This is a genomic window from Erythrobacter sp. HI0063 (assembly GCF_001635685.1).
GTDB lineage: Bacteria > Pseudomonadota > Alphaproteobacteria > Sphingomonadales > Sphingomonadaceae > Qipengyuania.
The window spans coordinates 1-3981 of sequence record NZ_LWFF01000326.1; the positions used below are offsets into that span (position 1 = coordinate 1).

At 62.6% G+C, this 3981-nt stretch carries 4 protein-coding genes; 2 read left to right on the forward strand and 2 right to left on the reverse strand.

What is annotated here, in order from left to right; translation table 11 throughout:
* Positions 1-94: 94 nt before the first annotated feature.
* The gene (locus A3736_RS13620; RefSeq protein WP_179407688.1) at positions 95-550 is read right to left on the reverse strand and encodes a VOC family protein; all 456 of its coding nucleotides are present in this window, start codon (positions 548-550) and stop codon (positions 95-97) included.
* 2 nt (positions 551-552) lie between these two features.
* Complete coding sequence (locus A3736_RS13625) at positions 553-1248, reverse strand: type 1 glutamine amidotransferase domain-containing protein (protein WP_067684033.1); 696 nt, start codon at positions 1246-1248, stop codon at positions 553-555.
* Positions 1249-1458: 210 nt separating this feature from the next.
* On the opposite strand from A3736_RS13625, the gene A3736_RS13630 reads away from it, so the two are divergent.
* Together A3736_RS13630 and chrA are read left to right on the forward strand one after the other, a co-directional pair.
* Positions 1459-2337: a LysR family transcriptional regulator gene (locus A3736_RS13630; protein ID WP_067684037.1), complete on the forward strand. Its 879-nt coding sequence runs from the start codon at positions 1459-1461 to the stop codon at positions 2335-2337.
* Positions 2338-2832: 495 nt separating this feature from the next.
* Positions 2833-3981, forward strand: a 1149-nt coding sequence (chrA, locus tag A3736_RS13640) for a chromate efflux transporter (RefSeq protein ID WP_197465610.1), incomplete at its 3' end; no start/stop codon positions are given.

Below are 3981 nucleotides of genomic sequence, written 5' to 3' on the forward strand. Positions count from 1 at the left end.
CCGATGTGCCAGTATTCGGCAGTCGACGGCGCGATGACGATGCGGTTGGCGAGCCGCAGCCCGCCAACCTCAATCGGATCGAACAATTTCGCCATCACCATTCGCCCGTGTTGGGCATGGAGGCCCAGGGTTCGGCCGGAGCCTTGGGTTCGCCCTTCTGCAGCAGTTCGATCGAGATCCCGTCCGGCGAGCGGACGAACGCCATGTATCCGTCACGCGGGGGGCGATTGATCGTCACGCCGCCCGCCTGCAGCCGCGCGCACGTTTCGTAGATGTCGTCGACCCCGTAGGCGAGATGGCCGAAGTTGCGGCCCCCGGTATAAGTCTCGGCAGGGCTGCCGTCCTCCGGCGGCCAGTTGTACGTCAGCTCGACCTCGGCATCGCCCTGCTCGCCACCGCCGCGGAAATCCTCGTCGGCGGCAAGGTAGATCAGCGTATAACGCCCGGCCTGGTTCTCCATGCGCCGGGTCTCCTTGAGACCCAGCAGCGTGAAGAACCGGATCGCCGCCTCGGGATCGGCGACGCGCACCATGGTGTGGAGATAGCGCATGATCAGGCAACCTTGTCCTTGAGGGCTTCCATCACGAGCTCCGCGGTGCGGGTAGCGCTGGCGGGGTTCTGGCCGGTCACCAGATTGCCGTCGCGCAGGGCGAAAGGGGCAAAATCGGGGCCGCCCTCGTGCTTGCCCCCAAGTTCCTTGAGGCGCGTTTCGAGCAGGAACGGCACCGCCTGATCGAGGCCGACCGCGCGTTCCTCGCTGTCGGTGAAGCCCGCGACACGGCGGCCAGCCACGAGGGGAGTGCCATCGGCCTTCTTCGCCGAGACCAGCCCTGCCGGTCCATGGCAGACGGCGGCAACGATCTTGCCTTCGCGGTCGAAGCGTTCGACCAGGCGGGCCAGTTCGTCGCTGCCGGGGTAATCGAACATGGTGCCGTGGCCGCCGGGCAGGAACAGCGCGTCGTAGCCGGCGGGATCGATGCTTGTGAATACAGGGGTGCTGGCAACCTCGGTCTTCAGGGCGTCGTCCTTCAGATAGCGCTCGACCGAAGCGTCGTTCTCACCGTCGGCGTTGACGCTGCGCTGGTCGACGGGGATGGCGCCACCCTTGATGGAGGCCAGCGTCACCTCGGCGCCCGCATCGCGGAAGGCATAGTACGGGGTGGTAAGTTCCTCGAGCCAGACACCCGTCGGTTCGGTGCCGGGAGTCATGCGGTCGGCGGATGTGGCCACCATGAGAATGCGGGTCATCGTCAATTGTCCTTTTCCATTGATGTCGGGGGCACGAGCAAACGCAACCGGCGCAGCCGCACCCGCCACAAGGGCAGCGGTGAAAGCTTTCAGCAGTTGGAGGCGATTTTGCATTCGCTCGTTCCTTTCGGCGGCCTAGATAGGCAGGGAACGGCATCATGAAATCCAGCGGGAATGGTGGACGGCCATAAATTCGCTTATGGAACCGGAATGTCCCTCCTGCAGTTGCGCACCTTCGTCGAAGTCTACCGCCGTCGTTCACTGAGCGAGGCGGCCCGGGCAATCGGCATCACCCAACCGGCTGCTTCGCAGCACATCGCATCGCTCGAGGCGCAACTGGGCCGTCCCTTGTTTGATCGCCATTCACGGGGTGTTCGACCAACAGTAATTGCCGACGATCTCGCGGCTTCGATCGGAAGCAGCCTCGACACGGCGGAATCGGCACTGGCCAGCGCGCGGGCCCGATCGTCGCGCATCTCGGGCACGGTCCACATCGCCGCGCCGTCGGACCTGCTGGGAGAGATGATCACGCCTCGACTGGCTCCGCTGCTGGAAGCAGGGCTGGACCTGCGCCTGCATATCGGCGGGCGCGAGGCGCTTTATGCCATGCTCCTCGAAGACAAGGTGCATCTGGCCGTCACCGCCTCGCAACCCGAAGAGCCGCGGTTGGCCTTCCATGCGCTGGGCGAGGAACACCTGCGCGCCATAGCCTCGCCCGCCGTGGCGAGCCGGATTGCCGAATTGCCGCTGGTCGAAGGGCTTAATCAAACAGCCCACCTCGCCTACGATCTTGACCGGCCGCTGCTGCGGACCTGGCTCGAGGCGAACCAGATCGAGCTGACCAGCCAGCCTGCCTTGACCGCGCCAGATTTGAGAGTGTTGCGATCCGGATTGTGCGCGGACCTCGGCTGGACGGTACTGCCCGGCTATCTCACCCGCAGCGAACGCGCAGCCTGCACGCTGATCGAGATACCCGCCCCGGTCACGGTGCCGCTCAACGCTTACTACCTCGTGTGGGCACGCTCATCGCTGCGACACCCGCGCGTGGCCATGGCTCGGGACGCCCTGATTGCTGCACTCCGAATATAATTGTGGCCACGCCTGCTCGGCCGTCAGCGCAATGTCGGGTCTGAACCGGTTTAGCGCTGGCGGAAAGAATGGCGGCTTTCGGGATCGTCGGCGACAAGGCCGAACGGCCGGACGGGGGCGCAATCCGGACACACGGGCAAAGCCTATTATTGGAAATTCTCCACAGTTGGTGTGGCGAATTCCAGGAACTTGCGGGTTGCCCCTTCACAAACACTGGCGCGCCCGGCATGAATATGATGGGCACTGTAATCATTGGGGAATTTCAGTTCCCCTACCCCGATAATGTCCGCTTCGCGCCCCCATTCCGGAAATCGGAGATACAAATGCCGATCTCGAAAGCCGACATTCTCCAAGTGCAAGGCAGACTGTTCGCGTAAGGCTTTTGACAACACCAGATCAATGATCTAGCAGTTTGACTTCGGGCACTTATTCCGGCGCCCGGTAAGGCAATGCGCCCAAGTCCGGCTCGATGAGCTGTGTGCGAAGGACGCGTTGATGAATTCTCCCGCTAATTCAGGTTCCGTAGAACAAACTCCGATCCCGTTTTCCGAAGGGGTGCGTGTCTGGGCGCGCGTGGCCGCGTTGAGCTTTGGTGGACCAGCGGGCCAGATCGCGGTGATGCACCGCATTCTAGTCGATGAAGAGCGCTGGATCGGGGAGAACCGGTTCCTGCATGCGCTCAATTACTGCATGCTCCTGCCCGGACCGGAAGCCATGCAGCTTGCCACCTATATTGGCTGGTTGCTCCACGGCGTTCGCGGTGGCCTCGTCGCAGGATGCCTGTTCGTCCTTCCCGGCTTCCTCAGCATTATGGCGCTTAGCGTGCTCTATGCCAGTTTTCAGGAGGCCAGCTTCGTCCAGGCGATTTTCTTCGGCATTAAGGCGGCGGTGCTCGCCATAGTCATCGAGGCCCTGCTGCGCATCGGGAAAAGGGCATTGAAAACTTGGCCCATGTATCTGATTGCCGCCGCAGCCTTCGTGGCGATATTCGCATTCGATGCACCTTTCCCGCTGATTATCGCGGCCGCCGCGCTGGTCGGTTTTCTTGGAGGGCATTTCGATCCTGCACGGTTTCTGGTCATTCGCGCCCGTGAAACGACCGAGGACGGGGAGAGCGAGCCGGAAGCCGTGCTTCATACAGGTGGCATGGCGAAAGCGCAGCCTACATGGCGCGGAGCAGTCCGCACGGCCTTGATCTGGGGCAGCATCTGGGCAGCTCCCATAATTGCGCTGATCCTTCTTGTTGGCCCAAATCACGTGTTCACGGAACTGGCGGTTTTCTTCTCCAAGCTCGCGGTCGTGACATTCGGGGGCGCGTATTCCGTGCTGGCCTATATGGCGCAGGAAGCCGTGCAGACGCATGGCTGGCTTGCCCCCGGTGAAATGCTCGATGGGTTGGGCATGGCGGAGACCACGCCGGGTCCACTGATCCAGGTCGTCCAATTCGTGGGGTTCATGGGGGGATATCGCGAAGCAGACATGTTAGGCCCGGTGGCTTCGGGCATCGCGGCTTCGGTCATCGTCACGTGGGTCACGTTCGTGCCGTGCTTCCTATGGATTTTCCTTGGTGCGCCATTTATCGAAAAACTGCGCGGCGTGAAGCTTCTGACAGCGGCGCTTTCGGCGGTGACGGCAGCAGTCGTC